This window comes from Actinoplanes sp. G11-F43 (assembly GCF_050589265.1).
Taxonomy (GTDB): domain Bacteria; phylum Actinomycetota; class Actinomycetes; order Mycobacteriales; family Micromonosporaceae; genus Actinoplanes.
In genome coordinates, this window is record NZ_JBNZCE010000043.1 from 20069 (window position 1) to 40137 (window position 20069).

15 protein-coding genes are annotated in these 20069 nt (G+C 73.2%); 10 read left to right on the top strand and 5 right to left on the bottom strand.

Going from position 1 to position 20069, the window contains the following annotated elements; translation table 11 throughout:
- Positions 1-57 precede the first annotated feature (57 nt).
- Together ACQ0O7_RS37935 and ACQ0O7_RS37940 are read right to left on the bottom strand one after the other, a co-directional pair.
- Positions 58-795, bottom strand: a complete 738-nt coding sequence (locus ACQ0O7_RS37935; RefSeq protein ID WP_430789924.1) for a L,D-transpeptidase family protein — start codon at positions 793-795, stop codon at positions 58-60.
- Positions 796-974: 179 nt separating this feature from the next.
- Positions 975-1499 carry a CAP domain-containing protein gene (locus tag ACQ0O7_RS37940; RefSeq protein ID WP_430789926.1) on the bottom strand — a complete coding sequence of 175 codons (525 nt, stop codon included), beginning with the start codon at positions 1497-1499 and terminating at the stop codon, positions 975-977.
- Between the two features lie 202 nt (positions 1500-1701).
- On the opposite strand from ACQ0O7_RS37940, the gene ACQ0O7_RS37945 reads away from it, so the two are divergent.
- From ACQ0O7_RS37945 to ACQ0O7_RS37980, 8 genes are all read left to right on the top strand, one after another.
- Positions 1702-2946, top strand: coding sequence for an acyltransferase family protein (locus tag ACQ0O7_RS37945; RefSeq protein WP_430789928.1), 1245 nt, complete (start codon positions 1702-1704; stop codon positions 2944-2946).
- 156 nt (positions 2947-3102) lie between these two features.
- Complete coding sequence (locus tag ACQ0O7_RS37950; protein WP_430789930.1) at positions 3103-3594, top strand: chemotaxis protein CheW; 492 nt, start codon at positions 3103-3105, stop codon at positions 3592-3594.
- A complete protein-coding gene (locus ACQ0O7_RS37955) occupies positions 3591-4979 on the top strand; it encodes a CheR family methyltransferase (protein WP_430789932.1) in 1389 nt (462 codons plus the stop codon). Before ACQ0O7_RS37950 ends, ACQ0O7_RS37955 begins: the two co-directional genes overlap by 4 nt.
- On the top strand, positions 4976-5518 hold the full coding sequence (locus tag ACQ0O7_RS37960) for a chemotaxis protein CheW (protein WP_430789934.1): 543 nt from the start codon (positions 4976-4978) through the stop codon (positions 5516-5518). The genes ACQ0O7_RS37955 and ACQ0O7_RS37960 overlap by 4 nt, the downstream gene beginning before the upstream one ends.
- A complete protein-coding gene (locus tag ACQ0O7_RS37965) occupies positions 5515-6984 on the top strand; it encodes a methyl-accepting chemotaxis protein (RefSeq protein WP_430789936.1) in 1470 nt (489 codons plus the stop codon). The genes ACQ0O7_RS37960 and ACQ0O7_RS37965 overlap by 4 nt, the downstream gene beginning before the upstream one ends.
- Positions 6984-9047 (top strand): hybrid sensor histidine kinase/response regulator, encoded by a 2064-nt coding sequence (locus ACQ0O7_RS37970; RefSeq protein ID WP_430789938.1) that lies wholly within the window; start codon positions 6984-6986, stop codon positions 9045-9047. Before ACQ0O7_RS37965 ends, ACQ0O7_RS37970 begins: the two co-directional genes overlap by 1 nt.
- Positions 9044-10111: a chemotaxis-specific protein-glutamate methyltransferase CheB gene (cheB, locus tag ACQ0O7_RS37975; protein WP_430789940.1), complete on the top strand. Its 1068-nt coding sequence runs from the start codon at positions 9044-9046 to the stop codon at positions 10109-10111. Before ACQ0O7_RS37970 ends, cheB begins: the two co-directional genes overlap by 4 nt.
- A complete protein-coding gene (locus tag ACQ0O7_RS37980; protein ID WP_430789942.1) occupies positions 10108-12096 on the top strand; it encodes a response regulator in 1989 nt (662 codons plus the stop codon). The genes cheB and ACQ0O7_RS37980 overlap by 4 nt, the downstream gene beginning before the upstream one ends.
- Here ACQ0O7_RS37980 and ACQ0O7_RS37985 read toward each other — a convergent pair.
- From ACQ0O7_RS37985 to ACQ0O7_RS37995, 3 genes are all read right to left on the bottom strand, one after another.
- A complete protein-coding gene (locus ACQ0O7_RS37985; RefSeq protein WP_430789944.1) occupies positions 12089-14476 on the bottom strand; it encodes an N-acetylmuramoyl-L-alanine amidase in 2388 nt (795 codons plus the stop codon). The genes ACQ0O7_RS37980 and ACQ0O7_RS37985 overlap by 8 nt on opposite strands.
- Positions 14477-14754: 278 nt before the next feature.
- Complete coding sequence (locus tag ACQ0O7_RS37990) at positions 14755-17241, bottom strand: FtsX-like permease family protein (RefSeq protein ID WP_430789946.1); 2487 nt, start codon at positions 17239-17241, stop codon at positions 14755-14757.
- A complete protein-coding gene (locus tag ACQ0O7_RS37995) occupies positions 17238-18005 on the bottom strand; it encodes an ABC transporter ATP-binding protein (RefSeq protein WP_430789948.1) in 768 nt (255 codons plus the stop codon). Before ACQ0O7_RS37995 ends, ACQ0O7_RS37990 begins: the two co-directional genes overlap by 4 nt.
- A 141-nt stretch (positions 18006-18146) precedes the next feature.
- Here ACQ0O7_RS37995 and ACQ0O7_RS38000 point away from each other — a divergent pair, with 141 nt between their 5' ends.
- Entirely contained in the window at positions 18147-19316 is a 1170-nt protein-coding gene (locus tag ACQ0O7_RS38000; RefSeq protein WP_430789950.1) for a sensor histidine kinase, read from the top strand.
- Positions 19313-19951, top strand: a complete 639-nt coding sequence (locus ACQ0O7_RS38005; protein ID WP_430789952.1) for a response regulator — start codon at positions 19313-19315, stop codon at positions 19949-19951. Before ACQ0O7_RS38000 ends, ACQ0O7_RS38005 begins: the two co-directional genes overlap by 4 nt.
- Positions 19952-20069: the final 118 nt, after the last annotated feature.

The window sequence follows — 20069 nt, forward strand, 5'->3', positions numbered from 1 at the left end:
CGATACCGAACGGGCCGTCCCTCATGAGGGGGACGGCCCGTGTCACGACGGCGGGGATCAGGTGCCCGGACGGCGCCCGAACGTCTTCACCGTCATGCCGATCTTCCCGACCTTGTAGTACGCCTTGGCATCGGACTGGAGCAGGTTCACGCAGCCGTGCGACCCGCGCCACTTGTCGTGGATGTAGGTCGTGGTCTGGTGGAAGCCGATCCCGCCGATGAAGCGCTGCCAGTACGGCAGCCACACCTCGTACGGGTCGGACCATTCCTTCTTCGTCCGCTTGTTGATCTTGTAGGTGCCGGCCGGCGTCCGGTAGCCCTTGTAGCCGGTGCGCACGATGGTGGGCTTGTACAGCACCTTGCCGTTCTTCATGACCCAGCTGGTCTGCTGGGTCAGGTTGACGCAGAAGGTGATGCCCTTCTTCTTCGGCTTGCAGGCCGCCGTCTTCGTCGACGCCAGCCGCTTCGCGACGTCGTGCGTGGTCGGGCCGGCCAGGCCCTTGGCGGGCTGGATGCCGTACCGCTTCTGGAACTTGACGATCGCGGCACAGTCGGCGGCGGACTGCTTGCCGTCCACCGTCACGGCACCGAAACCGCCCAGCTTCTTGAGGTAGCCCTCGACCTGCTTCTGGTACTTGCCGGTCGCGCACGACGCGGCCGCCGCCTTGGCGACCACCGTGGTGGTCACGGCAGCGGTCACCGGAGCGGCACTCGCCGCCGGTGTCAGCGCGAACGCGCCGATCCCACTGCCCACCAGCACCGCCGTAACAGCGCCGGCAACCCGTCCCCTTGCCACAACGTCCTCCCCAGGGGTGATGTCCGCACATCGAAGCACAGCCATTCCGAAAAACAGAGTTCGGGAGAGGCGGTGACACGAAACCGGTATGCCATCGGCACCTGCAGAGGCCCGGTTGAGGGATCACCGGGAGCGGCTCATCGGGAACGGCTCACCGGGAGCGGCTCATCAGGAACGGCTCACCGGGGGCTGGCGAAATCCTGCACCCAGTACGCGGTACGCCCCTCCACCGCCAGCCCGGTTCCCATCTCGTCCAGCTGGCAGTCGAGGATGTTCTTGCGGTGTGCCGGGCTGCGCAGCCAGGCGACCATCACCTCGTACGGGCTGTCCTGGCCCTTCGCGATGTTCTCCCCGTAGCGGCTCCAGGCGTACCCGGCTCCGGTGACCCGGTCCCCGGCGTCCCGGCCGCCCGGCGACTCGTGGTCGAAGTAGTCGCGCCGGGCCATGTCGGCGGCGTGCCGGTTGGCCGCCGAGATCAGCCGCTGATCGAGGGTGAGCGGACCGCAGCCGTGTTTGCGCCGGTTCCAGTTGACCAGGGCGAGCACCTGCTGCTGGAACGGCGCTGACGGGCTGGCCGACACCGAGGCTGCGGTGACCGCGGTCCGGGAGCCGACCGCCGGATCCCCCTCGTCGGCGGACGCCGGGAGCGGGACCGCGACCGCCGAGCCGGCCGCCAGGCACAGCACCATCAGAGGTTTCCGCATGTCACTCCCTTTCTCGGGTGCTCCGGCCGGTCCAGCGCACGCCTGTTGACCAACGGCACGCCCCGGCCCGGGTCACGCACACCCGTCGCACAGCCGCACAGGGTTCCGGCGAACCTCCCCCGACCGTGGTAATCCCCTCGGGCGCATCTGCCGACCGCCCGGAGGGTCCCGGGTGGACCCGCGCCGTCGCTACCGTTCCCCGGTGCGTAACCGATACCTGGACCTGCTCCGTGCGGCCGCCATCGTCCGGGTCGTCGTGTACCACCTCTTCGGCTGGCCGTGGCTGTCCATCGTGTTCCCGGCGATGGGTGTGATGTTCGCGGTGGCCGGCTCGCTGACCGCCGCGTCGCTGCAGAAGCGGGCGGCCGGCCCGGTGGTCGCCTCCCGTCTGCGGCGCCTGCTGCCGCCACTGTGGATGCTCGCCGCGTTCGTGGTCCCGGCGATGGTCGCCACCGGCTGGGAGCCCGGGCGGAAGGTGGTGTTCTGGCTGCTGCCGCTGGGTGATCCGCCGGGCAGCCAGGCGGGCGTCGACGCCTGGGAGCCGCTCTGGTACATCCGCGCCTACCTGTGGTTCGTGCTGCTGACCCCGCTGCTGTGGGCGGCCTGGAAGAGGCTCGGCGGGGCGGCCTGGCTGCTGGTGGCCGCCCCGGTCCTGGCGATCGCCGTGCTCGACCGGACCGGGTTCGCGCTGCCCGAGACGCCGGACACGGTGATGTGGGACCTGGTCACCTACGGCGCCTGCTGGATCATCGGGTTCGCGCACCGGGACGGCCGCCTGGCCCGGCTGCGCCCCGGGGTGGTGGTGGCCGCCGTCGCCGTGCTCGGCGGCGCAGCCCTGTACTGGCAGAGCGGGCACCCCGGCGAGGAGCACGCGTGGGATCTGAACGACGTCGCCGAGTCGCAGGCGCTCTGGTCGCTGGCGTTCGTGCTGCTGGTGCTGCGCTGGCAGCCGAACGGGGCGGCGCTGTCGCGGTTCCGGCCGCTGAACCGGGCGGTCGAGGTGCTGAACGCCCGCGCGGTCACCGTCTACCTGTGGCACAACCTGGCGATCGCGGCGATCTGGCCGGTGCTCACCTGGCTGGCCTTGGACGACCTGGGCCGGCTGGAGAAGCCGGTCACGCTGGTGATGGCGTTCGCCCTGACCGGGGTGGCGGTGCTGGCGTTCGGCTGGGTCGAGGACGTGGCCGCCCGGCGCCGGCCGCGCCTGTGGCCGCGGGCCGAGCGGCCGGCGCCCCCGGTTCCGGAACCGTCGCCGGCGCCGATGCCGGCCGGGTGGCCGGAGCGGACCGTGGACGACACCAGCGATCTGCCGGTGGCCGGGCGGACACCGACACGGGGGTACGACGGGGTTCCGTGGACCGGCCGGGGCGGGCCCCGGCACCGCGTGCCGGGACCGGGCGAGCCGATGCCGCTGCGGTTCACCGGCGGGGACGGCGAGAACCGCTAGAACGACCGGGCGGGCCCCCCGGGAACACGGTCCCGGCGCGCGGAGGGCGGCCGCGCGCCGGGGACCGGCACCCCGCTTCCGGAAAGGGCCCGGCAGCCCGTCTCCGGAAAGCCCGAAAACGAGCGAAGTTCGCAAAACGGTGACTAGCCTGAGGCCGTGGTGGGGCATCCGGGCGGCGTGGCAGAGGCGGTGGACGCGGGCGTCCTCGGCCTGCTCTTCCGTGCCGGCCCGCTCTACTGCGCGCTGCCGCTGGACGAGGTGGTCGAGACCATGCGGCCGCTGGAGACCCGGCCACTGGCCGGCACCCCGCCGTACGTCCGCGGGCTGACCATCCTGCGCGGCGCCCCGGCCCCGGTGATCGACGTGACCCGGCTGCTGACCGGGGTGCCCGGCGAGATAGAACGATACGTCGCGGTGCAGGCCGGGCGCGGGATGATCGCCTGCGCCACCGGGCCGGTGATGGGCGTCCAGGAGATCCGGGCCGAACCGCCGGAGGGCCCGGCCGCCCTGTTCAGCGGGGTCTCCAAGGCACTGATCGCGGCGGTCGGCACGATCGGCACCGAGCCGCTGCTCCTGCTGCGCAGCATCCGGGCGGTGCCCGACGAGGTGTGGGAGGCGGCCGGCAGCCCACCGGAGAGCGACTCATGACCGGGTCGAAGAGTCTCGCCCGGTTCCGTGAGGTGCTGCAGAGCCGGCTCGGCTGGACCTTCGCCGACGCCGATCTGGGGCAGACCGCGACGGTGCTGACCGCCCGGGCCAAGGCGCACGGGCTGAGCGAGCGCGACTACCTGGACCGGCTGGCCGGGCGCCGCTGGAACACCGAGATCGCCGAGCTGGCCCAGGCGCTGAGCATCACCGAGACCTACTTCTTCCGGCACGACGAGCAGTTCCGGGTGCTTCAGGACCGGGTGCTGCCGGAGCTGATCGGGAGCCGTTCCGGGCAGCGGGTGCTGCGGATCCTCTCGGTCGGCTGTTCGTCCGGTGAGGAGCCGTACTCGCTGGCCATCGTGGCGGCGAAGCAGAAGCCGTCGGCGGACTGGATCGTCACCGTGGTCGGGGTGGACGCGAACCGGCAGATGCTGGCGAAGGCCCGGTCGGCGACCTACTCGCCGTGGTCGCTGCGGGACACCCCGGAGGATGTCCGGGCCCGCTGGTTCCGTCGTGCCGGGGACGCGTACCGGGTGGACGACGAGGTGGCCGCCACGGTCCGGTTCGTCGAGCACAACGTGGCCGGTGAGGACCCGCAGCTGTGGCGGCCGGCCGGCTACGACCTGATCTTCTGCCGCAACCTGCTGATGTACCTGACCGAGGACGTCAAGAACGATCTGTACCGGAAGATGACCCGGTCACTGGCCGACGGCGGTTACCTCTTCCTCGGGCACACCGACTCGATGGGGCCCCGGCCGGACGGCCTCGTGGTGTGCCACGTCGGCGGCACCGTCTACTACCGGCGGCAGGTCGGCGCACCGGCACCGGCGCCGGCACCGGCCGCGCCGGTGACCACCGAGCGGGCCGCCCCCCGCCCGGCCGGTGCCCCGGTGCCGCGGCCGGTGCCCGCCGACGACGCCTACCGGCGGGCCGTCGGGCTGCTGCGCGACGACCGGTTCACCGAGGCCCTGGAGGTGCTCGGCGACCGGGAGGTGCTGCTGCGCGGGGTGCTGCTGGCCCAGATCGGCCGGGTCGACGAGGCCCGGGCCACCGCGCACCGGCTGATCGACGTGGGCGGGCCGCAGCCGGACGCGCACCACCTGCTCGGCGTCTGCCACGAACTGGACTGCGCGGACCAGGCGGCCGGGCAGTACAAGCTGGCCGCCTACCTGGATCCGCAGTTCGCGATGCCCCGGCTGCGGATGGGGCTGCTGGCCCGGCGGCGCGCCGACGCCAGTGGTGCGGCCGAGCATCTGGAGGCGGCGCTGCGGCTGCTCGGACAGGAGGCCGAGGAGCGGATCGTGCTGTTCGGCGGCGGGTTCGGGCGGCTAGCGCTGACCACCCTGTGCCGCACCGAGCTGGAGGCGTGCGGGGTGCGGCCATGAGGAACACGTCGGTCACCGGGCGGGTCGAGGAGCTGCGGGCGGATTTCGACAGGTCGTTCGCGCAGCCGGCCCGCACCCTGGACGGCGACTCGATCGAGCTGCTCGCGGTCGGAGCCGGCGGGCGGCCGTACGCGCTGCGCCTGTCCCAGGCCTCCGGCGTGCATCCGGACCGGCCGGTGACGGCGCTGCCGACGACCGTACGGGCGCTGCTCGGGGTGGCGGGTTTCGCCGGCACCGTGGTTCCGGTCTACGACCTGGCGGCCCTGCTCGGGCACTCGATCCCGCAGCGGCCCCGCTGGCTGCTGCTCACCGCCGGCGCCCCGCCGCTGGCGCTGGCCTTCCACGAGCTGGACCGGCATCTGCGGGTGCCGCTCAAGGACGTGGTCAGCGGTTCCACCGACGACGAGGGGCAGCGCGGCTGCCTGGAGGGGGTGGTCCGGCTGCCGGACGGCGACCGCCCGATCGTCGACGTCCCGGCCGTTCGCGCACTCGTCCACCAGCTGGCCGGACACCAGCCCGTCCCCGAGGAGATCCGATGATGGCCGGACGTACGTTCGGAGGCAAGCTCGCCGTCGGTGTCGGCGTGACCGTCGTGTTCACCCTGCTCACCATCATCACGTCGGTGGTGGGCCTGGTGGTCGTGGTGAACGCCAAGGACGCCGCGATCGCCTCGGCGACCACGGACCTGGCCGGTGCGGTGGAGTTGGGCCGCACCATGGAGGCGCGGATAGCCGACTACCGGTCCTACCTGCTGGACGGCTCGCCGGACAGCGCCCGGCTCACCGAGGACGATCACACCCGATTCCGCGCCCAGCTGGACACCCTTCAGCGCAACATCACCGACCCGGAGGCGCGGCAGGTCCTGACGCAGATCAGCGGGTTCGACGACGCGCACGTCGCGGCGATCACCAAGGTCATGGCGTTGCGGGCGGAGAACAGCAACGTTCCCGAGATCACCGAGATCAACACCGCCCAGGTGGCGCCGATCCGCAAACAGCTCCAGAACGCTCTGGGGCAGCTGATCGGCCTCGTGCAGGCCAACGTCACCGCCGATCAGGAGGCGGCATCGTCACGGGCCAGCCAGGCGATCGTGGTGATCATCGGGCTGGGGGTGCTGACCACCTGCAGCGCGGCCGCGGTGGCCTGGCGGCTCAGCCGGGACCTGCGCCGCGAGGTGGGCGCCGCGGTCGGGCACATCCAGAGCTCGTCGGCCCAGCTGGAGGCGGCCGCCGCGCAGCAGGTGAACGGCGGCCGGGACCAGGCCAGCGCGATGAGCGAGATCACCACCACCATCTCCGAGCTGCTGATCACCTCCCGGCAGATCTCCGAGGCGGCGCAGCGGGTGTCCCGGATCGCCGAGGAGACCGAGACCGCGGCCCGCAGCGGCGACTCCACCATCGACCAGACCCGGGCGTCGATCACCGCGATCCGCTCGCAGGTCGACCAGATCGTCCAGCACATGCTGGCGCTGGGCGAGAAGTCCCAGCAGATCGGCCTGGTCGTGGACCTGGTGTCGGAGCTGGCCGAGCAGACCAACATCCTGGCCATCAACGCCACCATCGAGGCGAGCGGGGCCGGCGAGTGGGGCCGGCGGTTCGCGGTGGTGGCCGAGGAGATCCGCAAGCTGGCCGACCGGACCGCGGCGTCGGCCAAGGAGATCCGGGCGCTGATCGAGGACGTCCGCGGGGCGGTCAACACCACCGTGATGGCCACCGAGATCGGGGCCAAGGCGGTGGACGCCGGATCCCGGCAGTTCGACGCGGCGACCAACTCGTTCCGGGAGATCGCCCAGCTGGTCTCCACCACCAACGACGCCACCCGGGAGATCGAGCTGTCCACCAAGCAGCAGACCACCGCGGTCGAGCAGGTCAACGTGGCGGTCTCGGACACCGCACGGGTGTCGCGGGAGACCGAGGCCAGCGCGGTACAGACCAAGCAGACCGCGGCGCACCTCTCCTCGCTCTCCGGTGACCTGCTGGAACTCGTGGGCACCGGACGGCACTGATGGCCGAGGGCAAGGATCCGCTGCGGTACTTCCGGGTCGAGGCGCGGGAGCTGGTCGACCAGATCAGTGCCGGGGTGCTCGACCTGGATCAGCGGCCCGGCCCGGAGCCGGTGGCGATGCTGCTGCGGGTGGCGCACACGCTCAAGGGCGCGGCCCGGGTGGTCAAGCAGAAGGAGATCGCCGACCACGCGCACGCGTTCGAGGAGATCCTGGTCCCGCACCGGGGTGACGACGCCACGCCGATCGCCGCCGAGGAGATGCGCGAGCTGCTGCGGCTCAACGACGCGATAGCGGCCTGTGTCACGGTGATGGAGAAGCCGCCCGCGCCGCCGGACGAGAAGAAGCCGGAGACGGCGAAGCCGGAGCAGCGTGAGGAGGTGTCGCTCGCCCCCAAGACCGCCACCGCCGACCTGGACGAGCTGCTGGACGCGATCGGCGAGACCAACACCCGGATGGCGCCGCTGCGCACCGGCTGTGCCACCGTCGAGCGGCTGCACCGGTCCGCGGAGGCCCTCGCCGACCAGCTGCGAGTGGGCCGGGGCGGTGCGGCGGCGACCCGGGCCGCGGCCGAACGGCTGGCCGCCGAGCTGGGGTCGGCCGGCCGCCGTTTCACCGACGCGGTCGATCAGATCGAACGGGAGCTGGAGGACGTCCGGGCCCGCGCCGAGGGGTTGCGGCTGGTGCCGGTCAGCTCGGTCTTCACCACACTGCGGAGGGCGGTGCGCGACGCCGCCGACTCCGAGGGCAAACGGGTCCGGTTCCAGGCCAAGGGCACCGGGATCCGGATGGGCGCGCACCTGCTCGGCCCGGTCAGCGGCGGGTTCCTGCACGTGGTGCGCAACGCGGTGGTGCACGGCATCGAACCGGAGCAGGACCGGGTGGCGGCGGGCAAGCCGGCCGAGGGGACGATCACCGTCGAGGTGGAACGGCGGGGCCGGTTCGCCATCTTCCGGTGCGTCGACGACGGCCGTGGCTTCGATCTGGAGGCGTTACGCCGTACCGCCGAGGCTCGTGGCCTGTGGTCCGCCGGAAGCGGGCCGCCGGACAGTGACCAGCTGCTCGGCCTGGTCCTGCACGGTGGGATCAGCACCTCGCCGGCGGTGACCGAGGTGTCCGGGCGGGGTATCGGGATGGACGCGGTCCGCGAGGTCGCCGCCCAGCTCCAGGGCGAGGTGCGGGTGCACAGCACGCCCGGCCGGGGCGCCACCGTGGAGTTGATCTTCCCGCTCGCGCTGCTGGCGATGACCGGCCTGAACGTGGAGGCCGGCGGCACGGTGGCGACCCTGCCGCTGGACGTGGTCCGGGCCTGCGTGCGGCTCAGCCCGGAGGAGGCGGCGGCCGCGGCGACCGCCGGGCGGATCGTGTACGACGGCAGCGCGGCCCCGTTCCTGCCGCTGGCCGAGGCGCTGTACACCGGTTCGACGGTGCCGGACTCGCCGGGCATGGGTGCCGCGGTGGTGGTCAACGGCTCCGGCGGGGTGTTCGCGATCGGTGTGGACCGGCTGGCCGGCACCTCCGGCCTGGTGGCCCGCCCGCTGCCGGAGCTGGCCCCGGCGTCGGCCGTGGTGGGCAGCGTGTCGGTGGACGCCGACGGCAATCCGCGCCTGGTGCTGGACCCGCAGGGCCTGGCCGACGAGGTGTTCCGCGGCCATCAGGCGGGTGCCCGGCCGGCCGCCGTGACGGTGGCCGCCCCGCTGCCGATCCTGGTCGTCGACGACTCGCTGACCACCCGGATGCTGGAGCGCAGCATCCTGGAGTCGGCCGGCTACGAGGTGGATCTGGCCGCGTCCGGCGAGGAGGGGCTGGAGAAGGCCCGGGCCCGCCGGTACGGGCTGTTCCTCACCGACATCGACATGCCCGGCATCGACGGCTTCACCTTCGTCGAACGGACCCGCGCCGACCCGAAACTGGCGGTGGTGCCGGCCATCCTGGTCAGCTCCCGGGCCAGCGCCGCCGACCGGGATCGTGGCCGGGCGGCCGGGGCCAGCGCCTACGTGGTCAAGGGCGAGTTCGACCAGGAGCAGCTGCTCGGCCACATCCGGCGATTGGTGGTCCGCTCATGACCAGAGTGTTGATCGTCGAGGACTCCTCGACCATGCGGCACCACCTGCGTGAGGCGCTCGCCCCGGACCCGGAGCTGGAGATCGTCGGCGAGGCGCTGGACGGGGAACGGGCCGTGCAGATGACCGCCCGGCTGCGCCCCGACGTGATCACCATGGACATGATGCTGCCCGGGATCAGTGGGCTGGAGGCCACCGAGCAGATCATGGCGTCCCATCCGACGCCGATCCTGGTGGTGTCGTCAGCCGACCGGCAGGAGCTGTTCAGCACGTACAACGCCCTGGCCGCCGGCGCCGTCGACGTGATGGAGAAGCCGCGCGGCGACGACTCGGACGTGAACTGGGCGGCACGCCTGCGCTCGTCGCTGCGGGTGGTCTCGCGGATCCGGGTGATCACCCGGCCGCGGTCGCGGACGGACCGGCGGACCGCACCGGTCGCGGCGCCGCCGGTGCCGGTGCCGGTGGCCGCGCCGGCGCCCCGGGGCGGGGTGTCGGTGGTGGCGGTCGGTTCCTCCACCGGTGGGCCGGGCGCACTGACCACCCTGCTGTGTTCGCTGCCGCCGGCGTTCACCACCCCGGTGCTGATCGTGCAGCACATCGCCACCAGCGAACAGTTCGCGGTGGCGTTCTCCGACTGGCTGGCCGGGCAGACCGGCCGCGACGTGCGGTACGCCGCCGACGGCACCCCGGTCGGCCGGACCGCCGGGCAGATCCTGCTCGCTCCCCCGGACCGGCACGTGTTCGTCCGCGACAAGCTGATCCGGCTCAGCGACGGCCCGCAACGGCACTCCTGCCGGCCGTCGGTGGATGTGCTGTTCGAATCGGTGGCCGAGGAGTTCGGGCCGTCCGCGATCGGCTGCCTGCTCACCGGGATGGGCCGGGACGGGGCGGCCGGGCTGCTGCAGATGCGCAACAAGGGCGCCGTCACGTTCGCCCAGGACGAGGGCAGCTGCACCGTCTACGGGATGCCCCGGGAGGCGGCGCTGATCGGGGCCGCGCAGCACGTGCTGCCGCCCGGCCGGATCTCCGCCCGGATCGGCGAACTGACCTCGGCGGTGCACCGATGACCCCGACCGTGCTGATCGTCGACGACAGCCTGACCGTGCGGATGGACCTGCACGAGGCGTTCTCCGACGACGGCTTCGCCACCATCCTGTGCGCCACCGGGGCCGAGGCGCGGTCGGCGTTCGCGGCGAAACCGTTCGACGCGGCCGTCCTGGACGTGCTGCTGCCGGACGCCGACGGCCTGGAACTGCTCACCGAGCTGCGGCACACCCCCGGGCGGGACGGGGTGATCACCATGCTGCTGTCCAGTGAGAGCGAGGTGACCGACCGGCTGGCCGGGCTGCGGACCGGGGCGGACGAGTACGTCGGGAAGCCGTACGACGCGGGTTATGTGGTGGCCCGGACCCGGCAGCTGCTCGGTGAGATCCCGCACCAGACCGACGACCGCACCACGGTGCTGGTCATCGACGACAGCGTCACCTTCCGGGAGCAGCTGCGCGACCTGCTCGAACCGGAGGGTTACGCGGTGCTGACCGCGACCGGCGGCGAGGAGGGCCTGCGGATGGCCGCCGACCGCCGGCCGAACGCGGTGATCGTCGACGGGGTGATGCCCGGCATCGACGGGGCCACGGTGATCCGCCGGATGCGCCTGGACCCGGCTCTGCGCGACACCCCCTGCCTGCTGATGACCGCCGCCGACGACTACGCGACCGAGATGCAGATGCTGGACGCGGGCGCCGACGCGTTCGTCCGCAAACAGCAGGACATGGCGGTGGTGCTGGCCAAACTGGCGGTGGTGCTGCGGCAGAGCGCCGAACAGCTGCCGATCGAGGCGATCGGCAGCCTGCACGGTCCGGGCAAGGTCCTGATCGTCGGCGCCGACCGGGCCGAGCTGGAGCGATGGGCCGACTGGCTCCGGGCCGACGGCTACGACATCGTGCAGGCCACCGGCATCGACGACACCGTCGACCTGCTCGCCGCGCAGCCGGTGGACTGCATCGTCCTGGGGCTCGGTGACGACATGGACCGGGCCCGGGAGGACTGCCGGCGGCTGCGCGAGGTGCCGGCGGCCGAGGATCTGCCGCTGGTGATGACCGGGGCCGAGGACCGGATGCTGGACTGTCTGGCGGCCGGCGCCGACGACTACGTGCGCGACAGCGACGTGCCGGAGGGGCTGCGGGTGCACGTGCGGGCCCAGATCCGCCGCAAGCAGTCCCACGACGAGGCCCGGCGGATCCGTGAGGAGCTGATGCGCCGGGAACTGGACGCCGCCGAGGAGCGCGCGGCCCGGCAGCTGGCCGAGACCCGGGCCGCGCTGGTCGAGGAGCTGGAGTGGCGCAACCGGGAGCTGGAGGCGTTCTCCGGCTCGGTCTCCCACGACCTGCGCGGCCCGCTGCAGGTGATCAGCAGTTTCGCCGAGCACATGCTGGAGGAGATCGAGGAGCCGCTCGGCGACGCCACCAAACACCGGCTGACCCGGATCCACGCGGCCGCGATGCGGATGGCCGACCTGGTCGAGTCGCTGCTGATCCTGGCCCGCGCCAGCCGCGGCGAGCTGCGCCGGTCGCGGTTCGACCTGACCGCGACGGCCCACCAGGTGATCGCCGACGTCGCGGCCCGCGACCCGTCCCGGCAGGTCGATTTCACCGTACGCGAGGACATGGTCGCCAACGGGGACGAGGGACTGGTCCGGGTGATCCTGGAGAACCTGATCACCAACGCGGTCAAGTTCACCCGCAAGGTCGAGCACCCGGCCGTGGAGATCGGCGGCGACGGGCAGCGGTTCTACGTGCGTGACAACGGCGCCGGGTTCCCGGCCGACCAGGCGGGCCAGCTGTTCCGCCCGTTCGCCCGGCTGCACGACGCCCGCGACTTCCCCGGCACCGGCATCGGCCTGACCACCGTGCACCGGGCGGTGGAACGGCACGGCGGGGAGATCACCGCGTCCAGCGCGGAGGGGCAGGGCGCGACCTTCTCGTTCACCCTGCCCCCGGCCCCGGAGCACACCGGGGCCGAACGACGCGAGAACGTCCGCCGGTCTACCTGAGGTAGGCCAGGCCGTCGGACACCACCGCCGGGCGCTTGGACGTGCCCTGCACGACGATCGCCACGGTGTGCTTGCCGTAGGTCAGGTTCCGGGTCCAGACCGCCTGCCGGTTCAGCGTCTTGGCCGACTTCAGGTCCAGCGTGGTGACCTTCCTGCCGTCCACGTAGATCGCCACCTTGCCGCTCTTGGCGGTCCGGGAGAACAGCAGCGACGCGTTCCGGCCGGTGAACGTCCAGGTCAGCTTGGCGTTCCTCGTCGACGCGGTCAGCGCCTTGCCGCCCAGGTGACCGGTGCTCGTCTTCCTCGTCCAGGTGCCGGACTTCTTCGCGGCGGTCTCCGCGGCGATCGTGACGGTCCGGTTCAGCGTGGCGGTGCGGGTGTTGCCGGCCACGTCCGAGGCGGTCACCGTCCAGGTCGCGGCGCCCGGCTTGACGGTGGTCGCCCAGCTGGTCACCGGGCCCAGGGTGGCCGCCTTCGGCTTGCTCACCCGGTACCCGGCGAGCTTCAGGTTGTCCGCGCCGTTCGGCGTCAGCCGGACCGGGACCGCACCCGCGTTGTACGTGCCGGTGCCCAGCACCAGCGTCATGGCCGACTTGAAGGTGGGCGCGGTCGGGTCGCCGTGGATCACCACACCGAGCTGTGCGGTGCCGCCCGAGGTGTGCCGGGCCCGCAGGGTGACGGTGTGCTTGCCGGCCGGGACGGCCACCGTGGCGGTGCGCTCGTCCGCGGCCACGGTGGTGGCGACGGCACCGTCGACCAGGACGTCGAAACCGGCGATCGGCGTCGACTCGGCGCTCACCGTCCAGTTCAGGGCCGCCGACTTCTTGACGTGGTACGCCCCCGCGGTCAGCCCACCGCCGGTGACCGACGTCAGGGCCAGGCCGGTGGCGGTCAGCTGCGCGGCCGACCGGATCGCCGGCAGCCGGTTCACCAGTCCGGTACCCGGGCAGAGAGTGGCGTCGGCGTCCCGGTGCCCGGCCAGCCGCGGCACGGTGAAGGTGTCGCCGGTCTTGAACCTGTCGTTGTCGATCACGGCTTTCAGGGTGACCTGGCTCGCCGGGTCGAAGCCGTACCTGCCCAGGCGGGCCGCGGCCACCTGCGCGACCACCGCCTCCACGGCAGCCGTCGAGGCCGCGGTCATGTAGTCGCCGATCACCGCGATCGAGGCGTACCCGGTGTTGAAACCCTTCACCGCGGCCGGAACCACCGCCTTGTCCACCCCGCCGGCCCGGCCCTCGTACAGCCGCCCGCACTTGTCGACCAGATAGTTGTAGCCGATGTCGGAGAAACCATCACTTTCGATGTCGTACGTCTGGATGGCCCGGATGATGGTGGACGCCGCCGCGCAGCTGTAGTCGTTGGCGCCGGTCTTGGCGTGTGCGGTGTGGTGCAGCCAGACCACCTGGACGGTGTCGGCGATGACGATCTCGTCCCGCTTGACGATCGTCTCGTCGGCGCTCCAGCCCGCGCGCGTGACGTAGGACGGGAAGCGGGCCGCGATCGGCGCGGTCGTCGACGCGCTGATCGACGCCTTACCCGACTCGGCCGGCGGGGCGGCCACCGATCCGGCCGGCGCCGGGGCCGCCGGGTCGCTCACGGCGGGTTCGGGCGCCGGTGCGGCGGACGGCTCGCCCGGCTCGGGCTCCTCGGCCACCGGCTCGGTCGGCTCCGGCGCCGGGTCGTCCACCGGCGTCTCCGTGGACGGCGTCACCAGGGACGGTGTGACGTCCGGTGCGGGCGCGCTGGGGACCGGCTCACCACCGCCCTGTCCCCCGGTCCCGCCGCCCGTCTTCCTCCCGGCCGGCTCGCTGCCCGTCCTCCTCCCGGCCGGCTCGCTGCCCGGGTCGATCAGGTCCAGCCGCAGCCCTTTCGGCAGGCCGGCGCCCCGGCCGGCGATCCGGGCCGCCACCCCGTCGGACGGGCCGACCCAGAGCGGCGCGGTCGCCCCGCGCCCCAGGTCGGCGGCCTCGGCCCCGTCCGGGGCGTCGTCGCGGGCCTCCAGGCTCTCCCAGCCGGACCACTTCCCGGTGGCGACGCTGCGGGTCCGGACCTCGATCGTGCCATCCGGGGCGGAGGCGCCGTCGTCCCAGGTGACACCGAGCATGCTGAACCGTTCGGTGGCCCGTTCCGGCAGGCCGGCCTTCGCCCCGGAGACCTGGAGGCCGACGGTGCGCAGCGCGCTCCGCACCCGGGGCGGGGCCGGTGACGGATCGGGTGGCAGCGTGCCGGTGACGGTGGCCGGTGTGGCGACCGGCGCCGCCACCGGAGCCGGGGCGGTCGCGCCGGACGGCCCGGACGGCCACGTCAGGATCGCCACCCCACCACCGGCGGCGAGCACCGCGGTGGCCGTTCCGATCCCGATTGCCACTTTGCGTTTCATCGATCCCCCGTGCTGAGAGCCAACCGATTGCCGGCGAACCATACCGGACAGTCCGGGCCCGTCTCGTCCCCTCCGGCGATGCGCGCGCCCGCCGGTCGGAAACCTCACACACCCGCAACCTCAGCGCCCCGCAAACCGTGTGACACCACCGCGTGCCACCTTCCGGCGCGATCCGCACCGCAACGCGGCACACACCGACAACGACCGCACGCGTGCCACCTTCCGGCGCGATCCGCACCGCAACGCGGCACGCACCGACGGCGACCGGGTCGGGGGCGTCAGTCGGTGGCCAGGGCGGTCACCGGGCTCACCTTCGCGGCCCGGCGGGCCGGCAGGACACCGGCCAGGGCGGTGAGCGCGGTCAGCGCCAGGAACACCCCGGCGAGCTGCCCGCCCGGCATGGTCAGCGGGGCGTCGATGCCGAGGGCCAGGACCGCCAGCCAGGCGTACGGGACACCGAGCACCAGGCCGAGTACGGCGCCGATCACCCCGTACAGGGCGGACTCGGTGGTCAGCATCGCGAGCAGACCGCCGCGGGGCATGCCGACCGCGCGCAGCAGGCCGGATTCCCGGGCGCGTTCGACCACCGACAGCGCGCTGGTGGCGCCGACCCCGACGACCGCGATCAGGACGGTCAGGCCGATCAGGGTGAGGGCGACCGCGAGCAGCGCCCCGAGCGCGTCCTCGACCTGGTCCCGCTGGTCGGCGAGGACCTGGACGCCGAGGTCCGGCTGGGCGGCGATGACCTCGCGCAGGGCGCGCAGCCCGGCGGTCCGGCCGTCCTCGCCGGTGGCGGCGGCGTCGGCGAGCAGTCCGGTGGGCGCGGCGGGGACACCGAGCGCGGTCAGGTCGGCCGGGTCGAGCACGATCTCGGTGCCGAGCGGGGTGGAGTCGCCGAGGACGGCCACCACGGTGACCGGCAGGGTCCGCCCGCCGCGGCCGACGGTGACCCGGTCGCCGACGGCCGGCCCGAGGTATCCGCTGACCACGATCCGGCCGGGGGCGAGCCCGGTGACGTCACCGGCGGCCACGTCGAGCTGGGACAGCCGGGGCAGGGCGGTGGTGGACAGGTCGGTGACGCGGACCTCGGCCTCGCCGACGGTGACGCCGTCGACCCGGCGGTACGGGGTGACCCGGGTCAGTTCGCCGCGGTCCCGGGCCTTCTCGATGACGCCGGCCGGCAGGGTGCTGCCACCCGGACCGCTCACCTCGAAGTCGGTGGGTGCGGAGGCGATGGTCTCCCGGTCGGCGAGGACCCGGACCGAGTCGGCGCCGACCAGGGTGCCGGTGATCAGGGTGACGCCGAGCGCGACCACCACGGACACCGCAGCGGCGCGCCGGATGCTGCCGCCGACGCCGCCGACGGCGAGCCGGCCGATCGGGCCGAGCCGGCGCAGCGGCCAGCCGGTGACCGCGAGGACCGGCCGGACCAGCAGCGGGCCGAGCGCGATCAGCGCGACGAAGGCGAGCCCGCCGGAGCCGACCACGGCCAGCAGCATCGGCTCGGCCTGATAGTCCTGGGCGTCCCGTTCGGGCAGGTTCACCCACACCACGGCGACGATCGCGGCCGCGACCAGGGCGAGCAGCAGTCCGGCGGCGGTGCGCAGCCGTCCGACGCCGGTCCGGGCGCCGGTGGTGACGGCCGAGCGCAGCGCTTCGAGCGGGGCGACCCGGGCGGCGGAGAGCGCCGGGGCGAGCACCGCCACCACGGTGATCAGCACGGCCAGCGCCACGGTGAACAGGGCCGGCCCGAACGGGGAGCCGGGGCGGGCCAGGTCCACGCCGAACAGCCCGGCGGCCGGTGGGACCAGATGGCCGGCGGCGAGCGCGGCCAGCACCCCGGTGATCCCGGCGATCAGGCCGGTGAGCGCGCCCTCGGCGGCGAGGGCACGGGCCAGCGCGCCCCGGCCGGCGCCGACCGCGCGGAGCAGGGCGAGCTGCCGCATCCGCTGGGCGAAGACGATCCGGAAGGTGGAGGTGGCGATCAGGCCGGCCGCGATGACGGCGACGGCGACGAAGACCCGGACGATGATGAACAGTTCGTCGACCTGGCCGGAGGCGTTCTGGGCCTCGGCGAGCCGGGCCTCCGTCCCGGTGACGATCTCCGGCGCGCCCTCGCCGGCCACCAGCGGTTCGATCCGCTGGCGGACCGCCGCCGGGTCGGCGCCGGCGTCGAGGCGGACGTCGATCTGCTGAAGGCTGTCCCAGCCGTCGCTGACGGCTCTCACGGTGGGCACCGAGACGTACGCCAGATAGCCGTAGTCGTCGCGGGTGTCGACCACGCCGACCACGGTGAGGGTGACCGGTTCGTTCTCGGCGGAGTCGACGGTGAGGGTGGCGCCGGGGGCGAAGCCCATCCGTTCCACGGTCCGCGGGGTGACCGCGATCTCCCCGGTGGCCGCCGGGTAACGGCCCTCCCGGACGGTGACTCTGCTGAGCGGCCCGCTGCCCGGGTCGGCCAGCAGGATCAGGGTGCCGGCCGGGGTCCGTACCCCGCTCTCGATCCGGCCGGCCGCCTCGGCCACTCCGGGGAGCTTCCCGATCGCGGCGAGGTCGGCGGAGTTCAGGTCGCCGTCGCGCAGCACCAGGGCGGCCGACTCGGGGGTGCCGCTGAGCCCGTTCAGGATGGTGCGTTCGGTGATCTGCTGGGCGAGCACGGTGGCGTAGACGACGAACGAGGCGACCAGCACCGCCAGGCCGGTGAGCAGCAGCCGGGCCGGTCGCTTCCCGGCCCCCGCCATCTGGGTACGGAGGACCACGCTCATCGGCCGGCCGCCAGATTCTGCAGCGCGTCGGTGACCGAGGCGATGTCCGGGCCGTGGATCTCGCCGGCCAGCCGTCCGTCGGCGAGCAGGACGACCCGGTCGGCGTACGCGGCGGCGCCCGGATCGTGGGTGACCATCACGACGGTCTGTCCCAGATCGCGGGCCGAGTCGCGGAGCAGGGTGAGCACCTCGGCCCCGGAGCGGGAGTCGAGGTTGCCGGTGGGTTCGTCGGCGAAGACCACCTCGGGCCGGGAGACCAGCGCGCGGGCCAGGGCGACCCGCTGCTGCTGGCCGCCGGAGAGTTCGGCGGGCAGGTGCCCGAGCCGCCCGGACAGGCCGAGCGTGGTGATCAGCCGGTCCTGGAAGGCGGTGTCCACCTTCCGGCCGGCCAGGTCGAGCGGGAGGGTGATGTTGGCGGCCGCGGTGAGCTGCGGCAGCAGGTTGAACGACTGGAAGACGAAGCCGATCCGCTCGCGCCGGGCCCTGGTCAGCACCCTGTCCGGCTGGCGGGTCAGGTCGGTGCCGCCGAGCAGCACCTGCCCGGAGGTGGCCGTGTCGAGGCCGGCCAGGCAGTGCATGAGTGTCGACTTGCCGGAGCCGGACGGGCCCATGATCGCGGTGAAGCGGCCACGCTCGAAGCCCACGGTGACACCGTCGAGCGCGCGGACCGCGGTGTCGCCGGTGCCGTACACCTTCACCAGATCGACCGCCGCGACCGCCGACAGGCCGTCGCGGCCGGTGACGGGTGAGGATTGCCTCTGCATTCCAAGCTCCAAGTTCGCTGGGATCGGACTGAGAGGATCCTGTCCGGCCGGCGGATCCGGCACATCCATCCCGCGTCGGGGGTTCGACTATGTCTTTCGGCCGATGAAGACCGTCACCCGGGACGCCTACGCTGGGTGACGATGATGAACCTTGCTCTGCTCCGGATGGGCCAGTTCGCCGCGCTCGGCCTGATGGCTCTGCTCGGCATCGTCGACCTTCAGGGCGGCCTGGCCAACAACGGGCTGGCGGTGGCGCTGTGGCGGATCGCGTCCGCGGTGATCGCCGCGGCGGTCTGGCTGCCCACCCACCGGCAGGACTCGACGGTGCTCCCGCAGGCGGCGCTGCTGCTGGGCTTGCACTCGGCACTGCTGTCGATCGGGCTGTACCGCAACGGCAGCGCCGAGTCGCTGTGGGGGCTGGCCGAGTCGGTGGCCCTGCTCGGGGTGCTGATGGTGGTGTCCCGGCGGGGCCGGGCGGTGTGGGCGGTCCCCGCGGCGGCGATGCTGCTGCTGGCGGTGGGCACCATGCCGTTGCGGGCCGGCACCCTCGGTGGCACCTACGTGGTCACTTTCGGGCTGATCCAGGCGCTGGCCGGGGCGGCCGCCATCGGCATCGGCGTCTACCTGCGCACCCTGGAGGGCAACCGGCGGCGGGCGGTGGACGCGGTCCGGGCCGAGCAGCGCGCCGAGTTCGCCCGCGACCTGCACGACTTCATCGCCCACCACGTCACCGGGATCGTGGTGCAGGCGCAGGGGGCCCGGTTCATCGCCGAGCAGGATCCGAAACGGGTGCTGCTGGCCCTGGAGCAGATCGAGCAGGCCGGTTCGGAGACGATGGCGTCGATGCGCCGGATGGTCGGGGTGCTGCGCGACTCCGGGTCCCAGCCGGACGCGCCGCTCGCCCCGGTGGCCGGGGTCGACGACCTGCACACGCTGGTCGGGCAGTTCACCGCGGCCGGTGGGGCACAGGCCCGGCTGCATCTGGACGGGGACATGGCCGGGCTGCCGGTGGAGGTGTCCACGTCGGCGTACCGGGTGGTGATGGAGGCGCTCACCAACGTCCGGCAGCACGCCCCGGAGGCGCGCGCGGTCGAGGTGTGGCTCACCCGTACCGGCAGGCAGTTGTTGGTGAGAGTGGGCAACGACGGACCCGCACCCCGTCCGCAGATGCCGCGGGAACGTCCCGGATATGGTCTCGTCGGCCTGACCGAACGGGTCCGCGCGGTCGGCGGGATGATCACCGCGGGGCCCGGTGCCGGGGGCGGATGGGTGGTCGACGCGGTGCTGCCGCTGGAGTGGAGTGTCTCTTGATCAGGGTGATGATCGCCGACGACCAGGCCATGGTCCGGACCGGGTTCGGCATGATCCTCGGCGCGCAGCCGGACATGGAGGTGGTCGGCGAGGCGGCCGACGGGGTGGAGGCGGTCGCCGAGGCGCGGCGGCTGAGACCGGACGTGGCGCTGATGGACATCCGGATGCCGCGGATGGACGGGCTGCAGGCGCTGCGCCTGCTGGCCGGGCCGGACGTGCCGGACCCGGTGAAGGTGGTCGTGGTGACCACTTTCGACCTCGACGAGTACGTGCATCAGGCCCTGATGGGCGGCGCGGCCGGATTTCTGCTCAAGGACTCCGGACCGGCCCTGCTGATCGAGGCGGTGCGGGCGGCCGCTTCGGGGGATGCCCTGGTCAGCCCGTCGATCACGGTCCGGTTGCTGCGTCATCTGGCGGCCCCGGCGCCGGCCGGCGGGGACGGCGGGCTGTCACCGCGGGAGCTGGAGGTGGTCCGGCTGACCGCCCGGGGTCAGACGAACGCGGAGATCGCCGCCGAGCTGTTCATCTCGGTCGGGACGGTGAAGACCCATCTCGGCAGCATCCACGGCAAGCTGGGCACCCGGAACCGGGTGGAGATCGCCGCCTGGGCCTGGGAGCGCCGCCTGGTCGGCTAGCTCACGTGGCACTTTCCGGCCCGGATCGGACCGGAGAGTGCCACACGACGAGGCGTGCCGCGTTCCGGCCCGAATCGGACCGGAGAGTGCCACACGACGAGGCGTGCCGCGTTCCGGC